At 67.3% G+C, this 15,334-nt stretch carries 16 protein-coding genes; 12 read left to right on the top strand and 4 right to left on the bottom strand.

Annotated elements, in window-relative coordinates:
- Window positions 1-383: 383 nt before the first annotated feature.
- Window positions 384-1,007 (bottom strand): DUF3105 domain-containing protein, encoded by a 624-nt coding sequence (locus ACZ50J_RS11330; protein ID WP_464297320.1) that lies wholly within the window; start codon window positions 1,005-1,007, stop codon window positions 384-386.
- Between the two features lie 442 nt (window positions 1,008-1,449).
- Between ACZ50J_RS11330 and ACZ50J_RS11325 the strand changes: the two genes are divergently transcribed.
- The 9 genes from ACZ50J_RS11325 (at window position 1,450) to ccsB (ending at window position 8,386) form a co-directional block, all read left to right on the top strand.
- Window positions 1,450-1,839, top strand: a complete 390-nt coding sequence (locus ACZ50J_RS11325) for a BlaI/MecI/CopY family transcriptional regulator (RefSeq protein WP_464297319.1) — start codon at window positions 1,450-1,452, stop codon at window positions 1,837-1,839.
- Window positions 1,836-2,813, top strand: coding sequence for a M56 family metallopeptidase (locus tag ACZ50J_RS11320; protein WP_464297318.1), 978 nt, complete (start codon window positions 1,836-1,838; stop codon window positions 2,811-2,813). Before ACZ50J_RS11325 ends, ACZ50J_RS11320 begins: the two co-directional genes overlap by 4 nt.
- Before the next feature lie 46 nt (window positions 2,814-2,859).
- On the top strand, window positions 2,860-3,120 hold the full coding sequence (locus ACZ50J_RS11315) for a hypothetical protein (protein WP_464297317.1): 261 nt from the start codon (window positions 2,860-2,862) through the stop codon (window positions 3,118-3,120).
- Between the two features lie 105 nt (window positions 3,121-3,225).
- Complete coding sequence (locus ACZ50J_RS11310) at window positions 3,226-3,465, top strand: hypothetical protein (protein ID WP_464297316.1); 240 nt, start codon at window positions 3,226-3,228, stop codon at window positions 3,463-3,465.
- A 4-nt stretch (window positions 3,466-3,469) separates the two neighbouring features.
- Window positions 3,470-4,363 (top strand): prolipoprotein diacylglyceryl transferase, encoded by an 894-nt coding sequence (locus tag ACZ50J_RS11305; RefSeq protein ID WP_464297315.1) that lies wholly within the window; start codon window positions 3,470-3,472, stop codon window positions 4,361-4,363.
- Window positions 4,360-4,989, top strand: a complete 630-nt coding sequence (locus ACZ50J_RS11300; protein ID WP_464297314.1) for a TlpA family protein disulfide reductase — start codon at window positions 4,360-4,362, stop codon at window positions 4,987-4,989. Before ACZ50J_RS11305 ends, ACZ50J_RS11300 begins: the two co-directional genes overlap by 4 nt.
- Window positions 4,986-5,729, top strand: a complete 744-nt coding sequence (locus ACZ50J_RS11295) for a cytochrome c biogenesis CcdA family protein (RefSeq protein WP_464297313.1) — start codon at window positions 4,986-4,988, stop codon at window positions 5,727-5,729. Before ACZ50J_RS11300 ends, ACZ50J_RS11295 begins: the two co-directional genes overlap by 4 nt.
- A 105-nt stretch (window positions 5,730-5,834) precedes the next feature.
- Window positions 5,835-7,370, top strand: a complete 1,536-nt coding sequence (resB, locus tag ACZ50J_RS11290; RefSeq protein ID WP_464297312.1) for a cytochrome c biogenesis protein ResB — start codon at window positions 5,835-5,837, stop codon at window positions 7,368-7,370.
- Entirely contained in the window at window positions 7,367-8,386 is a 1,020-nt protein-coding gene (gene ccsB, locus ACZ50J_RS11285; protein ID WP_464297311.1) for a c-type cytochrome biogenesis protein CcsB, read from the top strand. Before resB ends, ccsB begins: the two co-directional genes overlap by 4 nt.
- Before the next feature lie 135 nt (window positions 8,387-8,521).
- On the opposite strand, the gene ACZ50J_RS11280 is transcribed toward ccsB, so the two are convergent.
- Window positions 8,522-8,983 (bottom strand): DUF2752 domain-containing protein, encoded by a 462-nt coding sequence (locus ACZ50J_RS11280; RefSeq protein ID WP_464301343.1) that lies wholly within the window; start codon window positions 8,981-8,983, stop codon window positions 8,522-8,524.
- 951 nt (window positions 8,984-9,934) lie between these two features.
- Here ACZ50J_RS11280 and ACZ50J_RS11275 point away from each other — a divergent pair.
- A complete protein-coding gene (locus tag ACZ50J_RS11275; RefSeq protein ID WP_464297310.1) occupies window positions 9,935-10,333 on the top strand; it encodes a M23 family metallopeptidase in 399 nt (132 codons plus the stop codon).
- 313 nt (window positions 10,334-10,646) lie between these two features.
- Here ACZ50J_RS11275 and ACZ50J_RS11270 read toward each other — a convergent pair whose 3' ends face one another.
- Window positions 10,647-11,801, bottom strand: coding sequence for a sensor histidine kinase (locus tag ACZ50J_RS11270; protein WP_464297309.1), 1,155 nt, complete (start codon window positions 11,799-11,801; stop codon window positions 10,647-10,649).
- On the bottom strand, window positions 11,798-12,493 hold the full coding sequence (locus tag ACZ50J_RS11265; RefSeq protein WP_464297308.1) for a response regulator: 696 nt from the start codon (window positions 12,491-12,493) through the stop codon (window positions 11,798-11,800). Before ACZ50J_RS11265 ends, ACZ50J_RS11270 begins: the two co-directional genes overlap by 4 nt.
- 473 nt (window positions 12,494-12,966) lie before the next feature.
- Between ACZ50J_RS11265 and ACZ50J_RS11260 the strand changes: the two genes are divergently transcribed.
- Together ACZ50J_RS11260 and ACZ50J_RS11255 are read left to right on the top strand one after the other, a co-directional pair.
- Window positions 12,967-13,404: a YdhK family protein gene (locus ACZ50J_RS11260; RefSeq protein ID WP_464297307.1), complete on the top strand. Its 438-nt coding sequence runs from the start codon at window positions 12,967-12,969 to the stop codon at window positions 13,402-13,404.
- A gap of 118 nt (window positions 13,405-13,522) precedes the next feature.
- On the top strand, window positions 13,523-15,112 hold the full coding sequence (locus ACZ50J_RS11255; protein ID WP_464297306.1) for a multicopper oxidase family protein: 1,590 nt from the start codon (window positions 13,523-13,525) through the stop codon (window positions 15,110-15,112).
- Window positions 15,113-15,334 lie beyond the last annotated feature (222 nt).

Genomic DNA, 15,334 nt, shown 5'->3' with positions numbered 1-15,334 from the left:
TGCTGCCCATCATCCGCAACATGTCGGCACCGCCGGTGCGGACGAAGCGTGCGATGAGGAACCACGGTGACGACGAGGGCTGCGATGTTGAGCCAGGTGGTGTAATTCCAGGAGATGCCGTCGTCGCCGGTGAACGCGTGTCCTGGCTGGAACAAAATGCTCGCCGCGTCGAACGCGATCGTTCAGCCACCGGCGATCAGCACGCCGCTTCGCAAGCCAGTCCTCGGGGTCAGATCAGACCAGTATCCTGGGGCACCGCCCGTTGACATCGACACCCTGTACTCGGCCACACCTGGCTGCAGCTGGCGCGCCCTGGAAGGCCACCGGCGAGGACTCTCACCTTGATGGCGACCTTCCTGTGCCGTGCGAGCCCGAGGCATCGATCAGCGGGTCGGGGACCCGATGCCGCCAGTACAAGGGGCACCGGGCTCTGGAGTCTGAGGACCTTGCTTGTACTTGGTGACGAACACCTGCAGCCGTTTGTCACTCGCGTTCTGCAACCGCAGCTGAACGCCCCACGCGGATGCGACCACCGGCGCGGGCAGACCCGGGTACGGCGACAGGGTCAGGTAAGTCTGTCCACCGACCAGTCGCCGCAACGCCTTGATCTGGGTGGTCGGCAGCGACGGTTGGTACGTGATCCAAACGGCCCCGTGCTCCAAGTCGTGGACGGCGTTCTCGGGACGTACCGGGGCGGTATAGACACCGCAGTTCAACCAGGTCGGGTCGTGGTCTCCTCCGACCGGGGGCGTCTGCGGGTACTTCACCGTGGTGGTGACGTGGCCGGGTTGGGAGACCGGGTAGGTCTTTACTGCGCCCAGCGACACCTTCGGCGGACGGGAAGCGAGCACAGCCCAGGATGTGCCGCCGATGACCACGGCGAGCACCACGCCTGCGATCAGCCAAGCCAGGGTGCGTCTACGTGCCCGGCGGCGCTGCTGTTGACGCAGCTGGGCCAAGCGGACCTCGCGGGAGCTCTTGTCAGAACCCGATCGGGGTGGTGTCATCGCAAGAATCTTTCGTGTTCTGATCGTGGCTCGTGGACCTGGAATGACCTCGGGCTAACCGGGGGGCTAATCGATGGTGTTGACCGCGGCGTTCCGGTCCGGCTGGCGTCAGTGCCGGCGGAGGTTTCCTCCAGCCGAGCCGCGAATCCGTTGCCAGCGCTCGAATGTTGGAAGCCGAATAGCACAACCTTCGCCCTGAATCGCCCGCTTGCGCCGGTGAGAACGGAGACCACCGTGACAGGGGCGTCGCAGCCGCGGCCATATTGTTTGCAGCTTGCTGCAGCGACCGTGAGAGCGCCGGCCCGGGCGGGGCGCGAGCTTGGAACGAGTCGTCGTGGTGGCACGAGCACACCCTACTAGCGACATTAGGAGACTTCTCGGGTGCCCTAAGCTCCTTAGGATGGTCGGACGAAGCCACGAATAGTAGAAGGGGGCCGAGTAGATGCCGCGGTTTGGGGACTTGGAGGCCGCGATCATGGATCAGGTGTGGGCGCTGGGCGACGGCGTTCGAGTCCGGGACGTGCTGGAGGGACTCGAGCGCAGCCCGGTGCCCGCGTACACGACCGTGCAAACGGTGATGGACATCCTTTTCCGCAAGGGGTGGTTGACCCGATGCAAGCACGGCCGGGTCAACCTGTACACCGCTGCTGCCAGCAGGGAGGACTATGTCGCCCAGTTGATGGGTGAGGCCCTCGCCGAGGCGCAAGACCGCCCCGCCGTACTGGTGCGACTGGTGGAGGAAATGGACCCTGCCGAGTCCGCAGAGCTACGAGCGCTACTGGAGGCCGCCCGCTCCCACGTCATGGATCCTGATGCCGAGGGGACACCGTGACTGCGGCGGTCGTTCTGCTGAGCTACGCCGTCCTGATCGCGATAGTCGGCCCATGGACGCTGTTGGCCGGGGCGTGGAGCGACCGCGCGCCCCGACTGGCGATTGTCGCCTGGCAGTGCCTGACCTTGTCCGTTGTGGCCGCGATTTCCCTGGCCGGCGTCGCATTGCTGATCCCTACCGCCAGTCTCAGCGGAAGTCTCGCCGAACTACTGCGCGCATGCGCGATGGCGTTGAGTGCCCAGTACGCGTCGCCCGGCGGCGCGGCCGCTGCCGCCACCGGGACGGTCCTGATAGTCGCGGTCCTGGGCCGGTTGGCGTGGTGTCTCATCGTCGTGCTGGCGGACGCACGCCGCTGCAGGCGCCGCCACCAGGACGCCTTGGACCTGGTCGGCACGACGGCTCCTGGTCTGGGTGTCGTAGTGCTGACCGCCGAGCGGCCTGCGGTGTACTGCCTGCCCGGGCGCCATCGGCGGATCGTGGTCACGTCGGGCGCCTTGCAGCGGCTGACCGACGACCAGCTTGCACTGGTGCTACGGCATGAGCGGGCCCACGTACGGCAACGGCACGACCTCGTTCTGGCTTGGTCGCAGACGACGGCAAAAGCCTTCCCGCGGGTGCCACTATTCGCGACCGCACGCTCCGAGAGTGCGCGCCTGGTCGAACTACTCGCCGACGATACGGCCATCGGCCAAGGCGGGAACCGCCTTGTTCTCGCCGACGCCCTGTTGACGCTGAGCAGTTCACCGACGCCAGCGGCGGCATTGGCAGCGGGCGGTTCGAGCGCCGGAGCGCGCGTTCGACGTCTCATCAACCCGGACAAGCCACTCGGCCGCCTCGGCGTGACGCTCGTCGCCGCAGCGGCCATATGCGCTCTACTACTGCCGGTGGCGGTGGCGGTCGGTCCGGCGGCGGCGGCGACCCAGATGGACTACTGCCCGACCGGTGCCCCCGCAGCACCCGGTGTTGCCCGGTGAGCGGAGGCATCCGCGATGTACTGCTACTAAATTACTTAGGTGATTCGTGTATGGTGCTGACAGTGACGACTTCCTGGAGGCCCTGACGATGAACTGGTTGTACGTCCTGCCGGTCTTGGCATGCCCCCTCGCGATGGGCTTGATGATGTGGTTGATGATGCGCCCGGCGCAGCCGCCGAACCGCGAACAGGATCAGGCGTCCAGGCAGGAGATGGCCAAGTTGCGCGCCGAGGTCGCGCAGCTGCGGAAGGTCCAGGTCGGCGGCCACCCGCCCCCCGGTAACCCCGTTCACGTCAACAAAAGCTGAGCGCGAGGGGTCCCCGGACCCGACGTAGCGCCGCCGAGTCTGCGCCCGCCCCACGCGCCGACCGCCCGGCGATGACCAAACCCTTCCCACCTGGAGCGATTCTTGATGCCCGAAACCTCACCTGACCCGCGGCCGCTGGAGGCCCGGTGGCGACGCCACCGACGACTGGTGCGTCTCGGGCAGGCGCTGATGCTCATCGGGCTCGTCATCGCGGCTGTTCATGCGGTGATGCACATGGCCGGTAACCCCTCGGGGTGGACCGACCTGACCGTCGGATATCCGACGGGTGCGGTGTTCGCATTCGCCGGGGCAATCCTGGCCGGTCGCGCGGAGCCGAAGGCGTGACACGGTGAGCGCGCCATCCCTGGATCCTGCTGTGGGCATCGGTTACCGGCCCGTCCCGAGCATTTTCGGTGTTTCCCCGCACGGCATTCTGGCCGCAGTCGGCATCGTCGCCGGATATTGGTTCCTGCGCCGGCTGGCTGGCCGGTACGGACTGCCGACCGAGCCGATAGAGCGGGCGGTGCTGTGGGCGATCCCCGCTGGGATCGTGGGAGCGCGGGCGGACTTCGTGCTGTCCCATCCGGGACAGTTCAGCTCACTGGGCGAGGTATTGCAGATCTGGAACGGCGGTCTGGCTCTGTTCGGCGGCCTGATCGGCGCGATCCTGGTGGCGCTCCTGGTGCTGCGGCACAGCCGCCTGCCGTTGCGGCTGATATTGGATGTCGCGGCGCCGGCGATCGCCTTGGCCATCGGCATCGGGCGTATTGGCGACCTGCTGCTCACCGATCACCTGGGCAAACCAACCACGTCGGAGTTCGCGCTGGCCTACCGGGTACCACTGGGTGGCCAGTTGGCACCTGGATTTGGCCCGAGCCCCGCCCGAGCGCCCGGGACCGGCGAATCCTGCCGGGATGTTGGCCGGTTTTTCGCCGGATGCAGCTACCACCTGACTCCGGCGTATGACCTGGTCGGTGCACTGGCGTTGAGCATCTTCTTGTGGTGGCTGCTGACCCGTTGTCCGCACCCGCGCGGTGCCGTGTTCGCGCTATTCGTGGTCGGATACGCCACCCAACGGCTGCTGATCGACGCCACTCGGGCCGTCGACGAACGACCGGTGTGGGGCATGACCGGCACACAACTGGTGGCGTTCGTGCTCGCCCTGGCCGGGGTGGGCTGCATCGGGTGGCTCTACACCCGGGACCGGTCGTTGCACCATGCTTCCGAGCGGCGCTCGGCGTGAATCGATCCGTTGTGCCCAGGCGGCACCTGCTGCTGGGCGTGCTCGGCGTTGCTGCGACGGCAGCCTCGGTGACTGGCTGCGGTGCCACCAACCCGGACTCGGTCGCCGCGCAGGCGCAAAACGGTGACCAGAAGGGGTACGTCGCCGGCGACGGAACCGTCGCCCAAATCCGCACCGCCGATCGCGGGAAACCGGTGATGTTGGCCGGGGCGACCATCGCCGGCAGCACCTGGTCGCTGGCCGGCCACACCGGAGGTGTCGTGGTCAACGTATGGGGCTCCTGGTGCCCACCATGCATCCAGGAAACCCCGGAGTTGAAGAAGGCCTACACGCGACTGCGGGGCGCCCGGCCAGCAGTGTCGTTCGTCGGTGTGGATATCAAGGAGTCCCCAGCCTCGGCACAGTCGTTTGTGACCGCGCATAAGATCCCGTACCCGTCGCTGGCGTACGAGGGCGGCAAGTCGCTGCTGGCATTGCATGGGATGGCACCAGCGACCCCGACCACCCTGGTGCTGGACCAGCAGGGCCGGATCGCGGCACGGGTGCTGGGCCCGGTTGACGCAACGACACTGGTCGGGCTCGTGCAGGACGTCATTGCCCGCACCCCGGCCGCGAGTACCCGGTGATCCATCAACTGGCAGCTGGACCGTTCGCGCTGGCGTTGGTGGTGGCGGTGCTGGCCGGACTGGTCTCGTTCGCGTCCCCGTGTGTGCTGCCGCTGGTGCCCGGGTTCCTGGGCTACATCACTGGGTTGTCCGATGTCGCGCTGGAGCGGCGTCGCCGGTCGCCGATGTTGCTGGGAGCGGTGTTGTTCGTCGCCGGTTTCTCCACGGTGTACCTGGTGACCGCCGTGGCGATTTCCGCGCTGAGCTTGCGGCTGCAGGCTCAGCAGCCGCTGCTGCTACGGATCGGCGGGGCGCTGGTGCTGGTGATGGCCGTGCTGTTCCTGGGCGTCGGCAATCGGTTTGCCCGCGCCCCGTCCTGGCGGCCGGCCGCCGGGCTGGCCGGCGCGCCAGTGTTGGGTGCAGTGTTCGGTCTCGGGTGGAGCCCGTGTCAGGGGCCGGCGCTGGCCGCGATCCTCGCGATGGCTGCCCCCCTGTCCGCGCAAACCCATAGTGTCGCCCGCGGCGCCACCCTGGCGGCGGCATACTGTGCCGGGCTCGGGATCCCGTTCATCGCAATGGCGGGCGCCTACCGGCGCGCCGGCCGGGTCAGCGGATGGCTGCGCCGGCATCACCGCCCCATCCAGGTCACCGGCGGCCTGGTGCTGGCGCTAGTTGGGACGCTGATGGTGACCGGTGTCTGGGGAGTCGCGATCACCTGGCTCCAGTCTCGGCTGGTGTCCCAATTCCAGACGGTGCTGTAAATGGCTGCCACACCCACCCGCACGAAGCCACGCGCCCGCGATATACGCCAACCCCGCCTCAGGCCCCTGGGCTGGGGCCGGTGGGTCTGGCGCAACCTGACCAGCATGCGCACCGCGCTGTTCCTGCTGCTGCTGCTGGCGGTGGCCGCGGTGCCCGGGTCGGTGTTTCCCCAGCGCAACATCGACGCCGGGAAGGTCGCCCGGTACCTGGCCGCCCACCAGGGCAGTGGACCGTGGCTGGACCGGCTCGGCTTCTTCGACGTCTACGCCTCCCCCTGGTTCTCGGCCGTCTACCTGCTGCTGTTCGTCTCACTGATCGGCTGCATTCTGCCTCGCACCCGTGTCCACCTGCGAGCCATGGTCTCCCGGCCACCGAAGCCACCGCGCCGCCTGGATCGCCTGCCGGCACACACCCAACTCGTCACCGACGTGTCGGCCGAGCAGGCCCTGCGGGCGGCCCACCAGGCATTGCGCGGCCGGCCCGGGATGCTGGGACGGGTCCGTGGCCGGTTCCGCGTGCACGCCCACGACCCGGCGACGCTGTCCGCGGAACGCGGCTACCTGCGCGAGACCGGCAACCTCGTGTTCCACGTCGGCCTGTGCCTGGTCATCGTGGGGGTGGCGATCGGCCACCTGTGGAGCTGGCGCGCCGACGTCATCGTCCCCGAAGGCAGCGGCTTCTCCACCACGCTGGGCTCGCTGGACACCTTCAGCGCCGGACCGCTGGTCGACCCGGCCGACCTGCCCTCGTTCAACCTGACGGTCACCAAGATGAACGTCACCTTCGAGGACAACGCCAGCAGCAGCCAATTCGGGCAACCCCGCACGTTCCTGACCGACGCCACCGTAGACACCGGCACCGGCCGGCCCCGGAGGGCGCAGATCGAGGTCAACAGCCCGCTACAAATCGACGGCGCGCAAGTGTTCCTGCTGGGCAACGGGTACGCACCGGTGCTCACCGTCCGCGACGCCAAAGGCGCGATCGTCTATCAGCAGGCCACCCCGTTCCTGCCGCAGGACGGCAACTACCTGTCCACCGGCGTCGTGAAAGTCACCACTGCCGCACCCGACCAGCTCGGGCTGGACGCGTTGTTCCTCCCCACTGCCGACCGCAGCTTCGCGCGCGGACCCACCTCCCTGTTTCCCGGCCTGCGCAACCCAGTCCTGGTCGCGTCGGTGTGGGCCGGGAACCTGTTTCCCGGCAACGCACCACAGTCCGTCTACACGCTGAACACCAGCCAGATGAAGCGGCTGACCAAACCCGCCGGGAAGCCGTTGTTGATCCGTCTGTCACCCGGGCAGACAGTTCAGCTGCCCGGCGGCCGCGGCTCCATCAGCATGGACCGGGTCGTGCGCTGGGCCGGCCTGTCGGTGCGCCACACCCCCGGCAAAACGCTCACCCTGCTGGCCGCACTGGCAGCGGTCGCCGGACTGATCACCTCACTACTGGTCAAGCGGCGCCGCGTCTTCATCCGCGTCAGCACGCCCGACCCGCGCGCCGGGGGCGCGGGCCACGCCGTGGTGACCATCGGTGCCCTGGCCAAGGGCACCGACCCCACCCTGACCGCCGTAGTGCAACAGCTGTCCACCCAGATCGAAGGCCTCACCAAGCAAGCATCCGCCGACAGGAGACCGGAATGATCCACCCCGCCCTTGCCCCCTACGCCAACCTCGCCGTCTACACGGCGATGGGTCTGTTCGCCGCCACCTTCATCTGTTTCGCGCTCTACCTTGCCGCCCGCAGTAGGCCGCTACCCACGGCCCCGGCCGCGCTGGTGGATACCCGCACGCCGGTCGCCGCTGGCGCAGGCCCTCAGCCCTCCACCGACGGACCCGCCAGAGTGATCAGCGACACCCCACCGGTCACCGCACCGGCCGGCGGGCGCGGCGACTCCCGGCGCGCCCGCCAGGTAGCCGCCATCGCGGTCAACCTGACCTATCTGGGCGCGGCGTGCCTGCTGGCCGCGGTCGTGCTGCGCGGAATCTCCGTGATGCGACCGCCGACTGGCAACATGTACGAGTTCACCACCGCCGCCTGCGCGGCCGCAGCCACCGTGTACGCGTCTCTGGTCCAGCGTCGGCACTGGGAGTGGCTCGGCGCTTTCGTCACCGGTCTCATCCTGGCCGCTCTGATGGCCGCCGTGCTGCTCTTCTACACCGGCGCCGAACAACTCTTGCCCGCTTTGCACAGCTACTGGCTCGGCATCCACGTCACGATCGCCATCTGCGCCGTCGGGTTCTTCACCATCGCCTTCCCGCTGTCCCTGCTGCAACTGGCCCAGCGCCGTCGCAGCAGCAACCCGACGATGACCGGACACCGGATGCTCGCCGCCATCCCCGACGCCGAGACCCTGGAACGTGCCGCGTACGGCATGAACATCGTCGGCTTCATCCTGTGGACCTTCACCCTCATCACCGGGGCCATCTGGGCACAGGAAGCCTGGGGTGCCTACTGGCAGTGGGACCCCAAGGAGGTGTGGACCTTCATCGTCTGGATCGTGTTCGCCTCACACCTGCACGCCCGCGCCACCGCCGGCTGGCAATCCAAGCGCGCCACCTACATCGCCTTGGCCGGATACCTCGCCGTCGTCGCCAACTTCACCCTGGTGAACCTCTCCTCCACCTTCGCGGGAATGCACAACTACTCGGGCATGTGACGCAGACCGAATCGCATGCCTCGGCGCGTCAGCTGGCACACCCTCACCCGACGTTTGCGCACCACCCCGTGCTGTGACTGTTTCGGCCCTCGCGCCCGCGCGGGCTGTCAACTTTCGTCGGCGACCGTGGCGGGCTCAATGGCGCTGCATAAGGAGGTCTGCACGACCCTGCTGCCGGACCTCCAGGGCAACCATCGCCGCGATCACGATGGCGTAGGCGACACGTTGACGCCTTGGCGACCAGACGAAACGAACACTGATCCAGCGGTGCGTCGCCACACCGATGAGAAGCCGCACCAGAGCCAAGGCGGCCGCTACTGTCGCCAGAATTCCGAGTGGGTTATACCGCCACGCCGCTCCCCAATTGCCTTGGGCCGTCAGTCGCGCTGCCCTGGTGCCGCCGCACAGCGGATCCATAACGCCCATGTAATGAAACGGGCTGTGAATGTCGACCGGTGGCAGACCGAAGACAGCCATGACCACGGCGACAACCAGCCCGGCGATGCCCGTGATGGTCAAGACCAAGTTCTGGTCGGTACGGTCGATCCTCATCCAAGCGGCGGCACGAACCTTCTCGGGCGTTGCGAGTTCGAACACCAAGTCTCCCACCGTAGAAGCATCTAACGCGACCGGCTTCCAACCGGGCTCGGCTTCCTTGTTGCTCGATGATACCGATCATCCGGACCAGGTGCCGGGAGCTGTGAAGTCAGAAGGCCATTGGACTTCCCGATGCCGTCAAAGTGTCCGAGCCGACGCGGTGACACGCCGATCTCCGGGTCCGGCTGATTGCCTCGTCGTCATCGACAATCGCGAATCCGAACGATCACACGACTGGACCATCGAAGCGCGCAGCCGATCACCATCACCGACTCATACGCGAAGACACAAGGGCCCACTGGTCCCACTGGTCATGTTCAATTAGCAGCACCTTGCCAGGCGCCGATCCGACCATGTTGCCGCCGACCTCGCGACTCTTGCAGCTGACACATCGTTGCCCGGCCTGGCCGATGTAGGGCGGCCAGTCAGTGGTCGGTAACCTTCTCCCGGTGTGGCTACCCGGCCCACGTTCGTCGGCTGAGGTAGAAATCGTTGAGTCGCTACGCAGGGCGCCACCGCCCGCAACCCCCGGTGGGACGGCACCGAACTCCGAAGCGCACCATACTTGCCCGGCACAAGGTCGCCCTACCGGTCGTTGTCGCGGCGACTGCGTCCGCAGTGGCTGCCGGCGTCGCTGCGAGTGCTGCGCCGCTTGGCCTGATTGCCCCGAGCGGGAATCACGCGGCCGCTGCAGGAGATCAACCCGTGGTCAGGATCGCACCCGCGCGAGACAGTACGTCGGGCGTCGATCGGTCCACCTCGAGGGCTCCCATCGCAGAGGCAACACGGGACGGGGCCGCGTCCCGGGATCAGACTCGCGCCACGCCAAGCAGGACAAGCAGGCCGCGTCCGACCACCGCCAGGTCAACGTCGACACACGACACCGCAACTCAGCAGCCCGCACGTAACCCCACGACAACCAGCAGCACTAGTCGCCCCGCGGCGGTATGGGTGTGCGCGATCGCCACCTGTGGCGCAACGTTCACCTCCGGGTACGGCTCCCGCGTTTCCCCCGGCGGTGTCGGTTCGACGTATCACCAAGGGGACGACTTCGCCGCACCCAGCGGCACGCCGGTGCGAGCACTGCACGACGGTATGGTCTCCGCCGCGGGATGGAACGGCGGAGAGGGCCTGCGCGTAGCGATCGACTTCGGCAACGGCGCCAGCGCCGTCTACGCGCATCTGTCCCGACAGCTGGTGACAACAGGAACCCGGGTGTCCGCGGGCCAAGTCGTCGCCTACTCGGGGAACACCGGCCATTCCACTGGGCCGCACCTGCACTTGGAGATCCACATCGGCGGCGCGGCGATCGATCCGTTGCCCTGGTTGCGTGCACGCGGCATCTCCTAGCCGAGGAGAGCCGAACCGGCAGGCAGGGTTACGGTCCGCTGGCGATTGGGCGCCGGACGCGAAGGCCTTGGTGGAACCCGTTGCAAACCGGGGCCAAGCGGAAGTGCCCGTCGTCTCGATATCGACGACGTCCGCGCCGTGCGGACCGATTGATGCCCAGATGGATCAGCTTTCATCACCTTGGTGATCGACCGACTCAGGACGCAACGCTGCGGGGCGCTACGCCGGACCAGTTCTCGGTCGGCCTACCCATATGCGTCGCTGCCGCGACGCGATGAGGCGAGCTCGGACGGACACCTTCGAACGCCCGCCATCAAGTGGCGTCAGGCGAATCAACGGCGACAGTGGTGGCAGAGCTGCGGGGCAGGGAGAACGTGAACCGTGCGCCGGTGCCCGGGCCGGCGCTGTCGACAGTGAGAGTTCCGTGGTGGGCGTGCACGATCGCCCGAGAGATGGTCAGCCCGATCCCGCTGCCGGCGCGGTCGCGGTCCCGGGCGAGGTTCCCGCGGTAGAACCGCTCGAAGATGTGCGGCAGTTGGTCGGCGTGGATGCCGTCCCCGGTATCGGTCACGGTGAGACGAATCGATTGTGTGTCGGTGGTGGTGTCGACGGTGACGGCGCCCCCGGACGGGGTGTGACGCAATGCGTTGGTGAGCACGTTCGTCAGTGCCTGGCCGAGGCGCTGGGGGTCCAGGAAGGCCTCAGCGGTGGACCCGCAGGCAGTGACCTGTAGCTGGACGCCTTTGCCGGCGTACTTAGGTCGCAAGCTCTCGATCGCCGCGTGGACGACGCGTTGAACGGGTGTGCGGTCAAGAACCAGCCCAAGTTCGCCTTCCTCGGCGCGTGAGACGTCATTGAGGTCCTCGGCGAGGCGGTGCAGGCGGGTGGTCTGATCCCGGAAAACACGCTGTGGTTCCGGGCCCCACGTGGTGATGCCGTCGTCAAGTCCGTCGAGGTAGGCCTCGAGGGTCGCGATCGGGGTCCGTAACTCGTGGGCGAGATCGGTCAGCAGCCGGTGCCGGGTGGCTTCAATGTGCTGCAGACGCTCGGCAACCTGATTGAAGGTGTTGGTGAGGCTGGCCAGTTCTGGTCCGGCACGGGAGGGCTGCGCGCGGGCGGTGTAGTCACCGTCGAAGAGGCGTTCGGCGGCGGCGGCCAGGCGCACGACCGGGCGGGTCAGCCGACGTGACAGATACCAGGTGACGGCGATCGCGGCGATCAGTGCGATGAGGACGGCGGTGCCGAGCGCGATCGAATTGGCACTGGTGTAGGCCCGCTCGATGTGCGTCAGTTCCGGGGTGTTTGGTTTCATTCCGGCCATCAGCAGATGGTGATGGAACAGGGGCGGCCCGACGATCGCGGCGACCCCGGCCGCGGTGAGCGCGCCGCATACCACGACCAGGCCTTGCGCGAGCAGCAGCCGTGTCGCGATGCCGGGGCCTGCACCTCGCGTCGTAGGTCGTTTCATGATGCGACCATGCGGTAGCCGACCCCGCGCACGGTGTCGATGTACCGAGGGCTGGAGGGGTCGTCGCCGAGTTTGCTGCGCAGGTGTGCGATGTGGACGTCGACGACATGCTCGTCGCCGACCCAGGCCGGGTCCCAGACTTCGTCGATGATCCGACGGCGCGGGAACGCCACTGCGGGAGAGGCCGTCAGCAGGTCAAGGATGTCGAACTCGGTGCGGGTCAGCACGATGGGCTGCGCGGACAGGGTGACTCGGCGGCCAATCGGGTCCACTGTCAATGTTCCGAAGGTTCGTAACTGCGCATCCGACCCCGCCGGTTGCCGGGGGCGGCGCAGCATGGCCTGCACCCGAGCGACCAGTTCCCGCGGGCGGAATGGTTTGGTGAGGTAGTCGTCGGCGCCAACGGAGAGCCCGATGATGGTGTCCACCTCCTCGGCGCGGGCGGTGAGCATCAGGATGTAGCAGTCGGTGAAGGTTCGCAGCCGCCGGCACACCTCGACGCCGTCGAGGCCGGGAAGTCCAAGGTCCAGGATGATGACGTCCGGGTTCACGGCGTGGGCGGCGTCGATCGCGTCCGGGCCGGTGTGCACCAGTGGTGCGGTGTACCCGGCGCGTTCCAAGTAGGAACCGACCATGGTGGCCAAATCCTTTTCGTCCTCAACCACGAGCACCGTCCGGGCAGCATCGACCATGCCTCCATCATCACCGCTGACTCGCCCACGCAGCAGCCGGACGCCGGCTGGTGGCGGTTTCTTGATCGTTTCTTCAGGGTTCAGCCGGTCTGATCACAACATCGCACGGGCATTCTTGGTCCGCAGGTGGGCACACGATGCACGACAACTGACGTTCACTGCAGGAGTACGTCGGGCGCCCGAAAAACGCCGATGGCTGCAAGCCTTCCGGACGCGGCCGCATACCAGCCGGTTCTGTGCCGCTCGCGCCAGCAGATACCGATCCATCAAGGAGAAACTCGTTGTTCCGCACTCGCCGTGCCCGTGTCCTAGTGACCGTTGCTGCCGTCGCCAGTTTGACCGGGGTGGCCGGCTGCTCCTCGAACTCATCGTCATCGGCTAGTTCCGATGGCCGTCATCACACGTCCAGTTCCGCGATGGACGGTATGTCGATGGGTGCGTCGTCGTCCGCGCCGTCGACAACCTCGTCCTCGATGCCGATGGATCACGGCGATGGCAGTCCCGTCCCGGCGGGGATGAAGCGGGCAGCCGACCCCAAATACGCAGTGGGTAGTACGGTGATCCTGACGGCCGACCACATGGGAGGCATGGACGGTGCTCGGGCCACTGTTGTCGGCGCTTACGCCACGTTCACCTACGCGGTCAACTACACCCCGGCCACCGGCGGCTCCATGGTCAAGGACCACAAGTGGGTGGTCCAGCAGGAAATTCAGGACGCCGGCAGCAAGCGGCTCGCCGACGGGGCGAAAGTCGTCCTCACCACAGACCACATGGAGGGGATGAAGGGCGCGCACGGCACCGTCGCCAGTTCCACCGACCAGACCGTGTACGTCGTTGACTACACCGCCGGTGGGATGACGATGAAAAACCACAAATGGGTGGTCGAGGACGAGATGAAGCCGGCCAAGTGACCGCATCAGCTTCCTGCGTCGCAAACCCACCACGGGGCCGCCATCGCAGCAGTGCCATCAGCGGAGGGTTGAGCAACCCAGGGCATATACCCTATGGGGGTATATGTAGGCTGGTGTCATGAGCGACGAAACGAATTCACCGCAGTTGTCCCGGCGTGGCCTGCTCGGCGTCAGCCTGGCGGCCGGCGTGGGTGTGCTGGCCGGCTGTAGCTCGTCCGGGTCGGACCCCGCCAGCAGCGGTTCGGCTCGCTCGACGCTGTCGGGGAAGCGGGTGTCGCCGACCGGGCGTGCGGTGCAACGGGTGGAGGATGCCCGGCCGGGCGGCGGCCGCACCGTGCGTGCCTCGCTGACCTCGGCCCCGATGCGGGTGAGCGTCGACGGGCAGCGGGTCAGCACGTGGGGGTACGGTGACCGGCTGCCCGGACCGGTGCTGCGGTCCCGGGTTGGTGACACGCTGTCGGTCGCCCAGCGCAACAAGTTGGGCCAAGCTACGACGACGCACTTTCACGGGCTGGCGTTGCGCAACGACGCGGACGGGGTGCCGGGGCTGACCCAGCCGGCGATCAAGCCGGGGAAGTCGTTCACGGCCGCGTTCAAGACTGCGCACCCGGGCACCTACTGGTATCACTCGCATGTGGAGCTGCAGCGGGACCGCGGCCTGTATGGCGCCCTGATCATCGAGGACCCGCACGAGCCGCTGTCCTACGACCAGGAGTGGATCCTGGTCATGGATGACTGGCTGGACGGCATCGATGGGCGCACCCCGGCCAAGCAAGCCGCGCCACTAGCCAAGGGAATGCCCATGGACCACGACATGTCGGGAATGTCCGGGACAACGATGCCCAGCATGTCGGGCATGTCGGGCATGTCGGGGATGAGCGGCGGCGGCGCGACCAGCCCGTTCCTCGGCGGCGACGCCGGGGACGTCACCTACCCGGTGCATCTGATCAACGGCCGCGACCCGATGCGCCCGGACACGTTGAACGCCAAGCCCGGGCAGCGCATCCGATTGCGGGTGATCAACGCCGGCGGCGACACCGCCTACCGCGTCGGCCTGCCCGGGGTGCCGATGACGCTGACCCACACCGACGGCTTCCCGGTCAAACATCAGCGGGTGGACGCGATGGTGCTAGGGATGGGCGAACGGATCGACGCACTCATCACCGTGCCCGACCACCCGGTTCCATTCGTGGCGCTGGCCGAGGGCAAGGCCGGTCGCGCGTTCGCCGTGCTCACAACCGGCAGCGGTACCCGGCCGACGATATCGAGCGTGCCGAAAAAGTTGACCGGCAAGGTCATCCAGTCCGGCTCGGCAACCGCCGACTCCTCCGTGCAGCTTGCCGACCGCCCGGTCGACCAAGTCCACACGCTCGCGTTGACCGGCGGGATGGCCAAGTACGACTGGGGCATCAACGGACGGCGCTACGACGAAACCGACCCGTTTGCCACCGCCTACAACATCCGGGCCGGGCAGCGGGTGCGGATCGACTACGTGAACCAGACGATGATGTGGCATCCGATGCACCTGCACGGCCACACCTTCCAAGTCGGAGCGACCGGGCCGCGCAAGGACACGGTGATCGTCAAGCCGAAGCAGACCGTGTCGGTGTTCTTCGACGCGGACAACCCCGGCCAGTGGCTGACCCACTGCCACAACGCCTACCACGCGAACCGCGGGATGATGGCCGTGCTCAGCTACGTGCAGTAGCCCGGTCGAGCACCCACCCGGTCACCGCGTTCACGTTGCCCTACAGGGCTAATGTGCTGTGAGGACCAGGTCGACTATTGCGTAGCTCAACGAGGCCAGCGGCACCGCACTCCATCAGCGCGGGACCCGGCTCCGCAGCACCTCGACGCTCCCAGGCTGGCGCATACTGGAACTCGTGCATCCGATATGCCGCGGTCCGACGATAGCCATTGTGACGGTTGC

Source organism: Flexivirga sp. G2, from assembly GCF_055397625.1.
The sequence above is the reverse complement of the archived record's forward strand: the minus strand, read 5'-3'. Positions and strand labels throughout refer to the sequence as shown.

Bases quoted from the DNA above. Each gene is read 5' to 3' on its own strand.
- ACZ50J_RS11330 (WP_464297320.1), bottom strand. From the start codon at position 1,007: ATGACACCACCCCGATCGGGTTCTGACAAGAGCTCCCGCGAGGTCCGC.
- ACZ50J_RS11325 (WP_464297319.1), top strand. From the start codon at position 1,450: ATGCCGCGGTTTGGGGACTTGGAGGCCGCGATCATGGATCAGGTGTGG.
- ACZ50J_RS11310 (WP_464297316.1), top strand. From the start codon at position 3,226: ATGCCCGAAACCTCACCTGACCCGCGGCCGCTGGAGGCCCGGTGGCGA.
- resB (WP_464297312.1), top strand. From the start codon at position 5,835: ATGCGCACCGCGCTGTTCCTGCTGCTGCTGCTGGCGGTGGCCGCGGTG.
- ccsB (WP_464297311.1), top strand. From the start codon at position 7,367: ATGATCCACCCCGCCCTTGCCCCCTACGCCAACCTCGCCGTCTACACG.
- ACZ50J_RS11270 (WP_464297309.1), bottom strand. From the start codon at position 11,801: ATGAAACGACCTACGACGCGAGGTGCAGGCCCCGGCATCGCGACACGG.
- ACZ50J_RS11265 (WP_464297308.1), bottom strand. From the start codon at position 12,493: ATGGTCGATGCTGCCCGGACGGTGCTCGTGGTTGAGGACGAAAAGGAT.
- ACZ50J_RS11260 (WP_464297307.1), top strand. From the start codon at position 12,967: ATGCCGATGGATCACGGCGATGGCAGTCCCGTCCCGGCGGGGATGAAG.
- ACZ50J_RS11255 (WP_464297306.1), top strand. From the start codon at position 13,523: ATGAGCGACGAAACGAATTCACCGCAGTTGTCCCGGCGTGGCCTGCTC.